Raw genomic sequence first — 4,480 nt, forward strand, 5'->3', positions numbered from 1 at the left:
CAAACAACGAGTGGTTTAACCCAAAGCCGGTCTTTAAACCGGCCGAGAAGAAAGCGCAGGCGATCTCCAGACAAAATGGCGGCCATGTAAACTCCCCTGTGATCAGCCAACAGCTTCCGGCACTGACGCTGCACACTGCAATGCACAGCGCCGTGCCATATTAGTCCCACGAATTCCCTTTCGAGACAAGCCATTAGCGGCGGTGGCATACCGCTGGCCGACAAGCGGACCTACAAAGCGACGCAAACAACCTCTCTAGGCGGTCGCCTGACGCATACCTTTGTACAGGCTCACGCACATCACCAGCAACAATACAGTAAACGGCAATCCCGCAGAAATCGCACCCGCCTGCAAGGCCTCCAATGCCTGCTTGCCACCACCATAGAGCAAGGCACCGGCAACCAACCCCTCCATTGTTGCCCAAAATACCCGCTGCGGTACTGGCGCATCAAGCTTGCCGCCCGAGGTAATACTGTCAATCACCAATGACCCCGAATCAGACGAGGTAACAAAAAACACCAGCACCAGAAACACCGCCAGCATCGATGTAATGGTCGTAAAGGGCAGCGACTGCAGCATTTCAAAAAACGCCAGCGATACTTTGCTGATACCGTCGGCCAGAGCGCCCTCTCCCTGCTGAACCTGATGCAACGCAGCTCCGCCGAATGCGGTCATCCAGATGGCGGTAATCGCCGTTGGTACCAGTAATACCGCAATCATAAATTCCCGCACCGTACGGCCTTTCGAAATACGGGCAATAAACATCCCCACAAAGGGCGACCATGAAATCCACCAGGCCCAGTAGAACACTGTCCAACCGTGGTAAAAGGTTTCGTCTTCTCGGCCACCGGGGTTGCTCAACGGCAGAATGGCAGATGCATAACTGCCAAGGGTCATCAGCGTTTCCGGCACAATATCAAAACCGAACGCCGCAATGGTCACAAACACCAACAGCAGTAGAGCAATCATCATATTGATATTACTCAACAGCTTTACACCACCATCAATGCCACGTATCACTGAAATCACGGCAACCGCTGTCACACCCGCAATAATAGTGAGCTGCAACTGCAACCCGGCGGTAGCATCCGACAAAAAAGCAATGCCGCTTGCAGCCTGCTTAGCGCCCAACCCCAGTGACGTTGCCAGACCAAACAGCGTTGCCAGTACCGCCAACGTATCAATAAGATGTCCGGGCCAACCCCAAACACGGTCACCCAGCAGCGGATAAAAAGCCGAGCGTATGGTGAGTGGCAAATCGTGGTTATACGCGAAATATGCCAACGCCAGAGCAACAACAGCATAAATGGCCCAGGGGTGCAGCCCCCAGTGATACATGGTTGCCCCCATCGCAGCGCTCGCCGCAGCTGGCGTGCCAGCCTCAACATTGAGTGGGGTGCCATGCCAATCGGTAAAGTAACCCACAGGCTCCGCAACACTCCAGAACATCAAACCAATGCCCATACCGGCCGCAAACAGCATCGCCAGCCACGACAGTGTTGAGAACTCCGGTTTTGCATCTGCGCCACCAATGCGAATCTTACTCTCAGGCAAAAATATCAGCGCCAGACAAAACAACACGAAAATATTCGCAGAGCTGATAAACAGCCAATCAAAATGTTCTATAGCCCACGCCTTGGATGCACCCAGCCAGGCACCGGCCGTTTCCGGCGTATAAAGGGTGCCAGCCACAAACAACAACACCAGTAAGGCACTGATAAAAAATACCGGGTTGTGTAAATCCATCCCCAAGAAGGTGACATTGTCCTGGCCAACTTCGTAATCCGTGGAGATGATGTCTTCCGCTAGTGCTTCTTCAGCCATCGCGTAGCTCTCCCCTACTGCTTATAAATAAAAATCGAGTGAGATATACAGGGCGTCAAAATCACCCCTACCCACTTGCCCGTTTCGATCAACAAAGCCATTCTGGCTCAGCAATTCAACGTATACCCAACCAGGGCCGTAGTCGTAGCTGAAGCCCGGGGCCACAGCATATACCGTATCGACATTGCTACCCTTGGTATTAGCATTAGCCCAGCTGGTGTCTACATAGAAAAACCAGTTGTTGCGCCGATAACCAAACTCCGCGGCAATGCGGCTGTTTTCGATGTCTTCTGCCAGGGAATTTGCAATACGGTGATTGCGAGGCAAACGACGCTCGCCATCGATATAAGACAGCTTGCTATAGAATGGGCCGAACTGGCCGTGATAATAGGCAACCCAGGCATTGTGCCGTCCGGTTACCTCCTTGTTAGCGGATAAACCGGTGAGATCCTGCAGCCGCCCAACCTGGGTCGACAGACCTAGGGTATGTTTCTTGAAAAGGTCGTACTCAACATTTGCGACCACGGCATTCACCTTGCGAAAGGTTGTAGAACTGCCCCAATGACCATTGTCGTCCACGGTATCAGTACTGTCCTCCCCCCAATCGTCTGAATGGTAGTACGCCAGATCGTAACGCCACTGCACTCGGTCTTCAGAGAGTTTCACCCCCACATCCATCTGATCGCCATAGCCCGCCAGCAGTAAATCACCGGGCCAAAAATTAGCCGTCTTCCAGCCAAAAGGCACCTGAGATTTACCAATACGTAATACCCGACTCTCGCCCCAGCGTAACCCCAGCCAGGCTTTGTGAAGCGAAATTTCATCGCCGGTAGAATTGTTAGCCGGATCAGTAAAACTGCCCGGACCAATGCGCAATTCGGCCGAGTACAACCAATTGCCGACATCTGGCTCAGCGCTACCGTCAGCGTAGAGAATCAGTGCTTCATCTTTGATCGACCCGTGGGTTTCCTCGTCAGTCTCGTTATCATCAATATACTCGTAGGTAGCCCAAACGCCCGCACCTAACGTCGACTCCGCATGGGCGGCAAAGCTACACAGCGCCAACAACACCCAACCAAGAAATAGAAATAATTTTTCCTTCATCTGCTACTCCCCTTAGCCCCTGCTATTCAAAAAACATGACACCAAAGCCCGAGCGTTATATAAGCGAAACATGCAGAAAAAATAATTTCCAATCCGGAAAATCACGCAACGGCGTATGACTACGTTGTGCCGGCCTTAAATGGATGCTGGTAACACTAGAATGGGAATATTGCCGAAATTTGTGGCTAAATCGGAGAAGCCCGGATTATCAGTGCTCTACCCTAATCTGCGCTGAATGGCTCGATATGAATATTGATGTCATAAACGTTGAACTGCTCTGCAAGCTGGTCCTCTACCCGGTCTGCAATATCGTGAGCCGCTTCGGTCGTCAGCGTGGCATTGACCGCAATCACAAGGTCTACAGCGCACACCTGCCCGATCCAGCGCGATCGAACTCGGCTTACCCGGCGAACACCTTCAATACAGCGCACCGCCGAGCGAAGCGCATCAGCGTCGATCGCGCGTTCATCCAACAGCACCGGTAGCGTACTCTTAAAAAGCCCTATGGCGATGTAAAGAATGAAGACCGCCACGGCTAATGCGCAAGCTTGATCTGCCCACCACCAACCCATCGTCGAAAACTGCCAGGCCGCTATGACACTGCTTGTAATCAGTACGTCAGATAACGTGTGGTTTGCATCTGCCAGCAAAATCTGGGAGTCCAACTGTTTGGCCCACCGACGTTGCCACCAGGACAGCACAATGTTTATAACCAGCACCAGCACCATCAAGCCAAGTTCCAGGCGGCCGGACACGATTTCTGGCCTATCGCGGGTTAGGGCACGAATGGCCAGTTCAAAGGCCAGGGTGGCCAATAGCGTGGCGAGAACAAAAACTGCCACCGTCTCAAACTTCCGGTGGCCGTATGGGTGTTTGGAATCGGCGGGTTTAACGGAATGGCGGGTAACAAACCATGCAACAACATTATTGAACGCATCGGTAAGCGAATGAACGGCGTCCCCCAGAATGGCCAATGACCCGGTGCTAATACCCACACCAAGCTTGATGAGTAGCACAGCCAGGTTGGCTGCGCCCTCAATAAGAATCACCCTGAGAACATTGGAGTCGCGCGTATCCATAGGGCTAAGCATAGCCTGAATTCCGAAAATCGCTTAGCGGCGTCGGCCCTCACGCTCTCGCCGCGCTGGGTTAATCCTGCACGACCTTCACCGAGTACCCCTCCCGAGGGAAATGCACGTGAAGCTTGCCGAACTCATCGGTATCTCTGGCGACAATGATCCGCTCATCGGTTACCGCAGCCAAAATGCCCTTAACGGGTTGAACGCCGTAATCAGACGGGGCCACCTCTACCCGCGTACCAATCGCCGCCGGCACATTCTCAACGCTCGCGGGCAGCGCGCGTGGCTCTGAATCTTTGGCAGCCGCAAAGGCTACGCTCTGCGATATTTCCTCGCGGCTACCATGACCGATATCACCAACGCGCTGAAACCAATCCAGAACCTTCGGCCCGGCCTGCAAGGGGCGCCGGTTGCAGTTAACGTGCAGCCACAGCGGATGATAGGCCGCCAAATCAGCAACTGAGGGCGATTCG

Annotated in this window: 3 protein-coding genes and 1 pseudogene; all 4 read right to left on the reverse strand. The window is 53.4% G+C overall.

Annotated elements, in window-relative coordinates:
• Positions 1-255 precede the first annotated feature (255 nt).
• Positions 256-1,824 (reverse strand): BCCT family transporter, encoded by a 1,569-nt coding sequence (locus ABYT30_RS16040; RefSeq protein ID WP_373097491.1) that lies wholly within the window; start codon positions 1,822-1,824, stop codon positions 256-258.
• 21 nt (positions 1,825-1,845) lie between these two features.
• Positions 1,846-2,928: a hypothetical protein gene (locus ABYT30_RS16045; protein WP_372811066.1), complete on the reverse strand. Its 1,083-nt coding sequence runs from the start codon at positions 2,926-2,928 to the stop codon at positions 1,846-1,848.
• A 221-nt stretch (positions 2,929-3,149) separates the two neighbouring features.
• Complete coding sequence (locus tag ABYT30_RS16050) at positions 3,150-4,007, reverse strand: cation diffusion facilitator family transporter (protein WP_373097492.1); 858 nt, start codon at positions 4,005-4,007, stop codon at positions 3,150-3,152.
• 70 nt (positions 4,008-4,077) lie between these two features.
• A pseudogene (locus ABYT30_RS16055) lies at positions 4,078-4,480 on the reverse strand (glutathione S-transferase family protein); the annotation flags it as partial.

This window comes from Zhongshania sp. (assembly GCF_041623545.1).
Taxonomy (GTDB): Bacteria; Pseudomonadota; Gammaproteobacteria; order Pseudomonadales; family Spongiibacteraceae; genus Spongiibacter.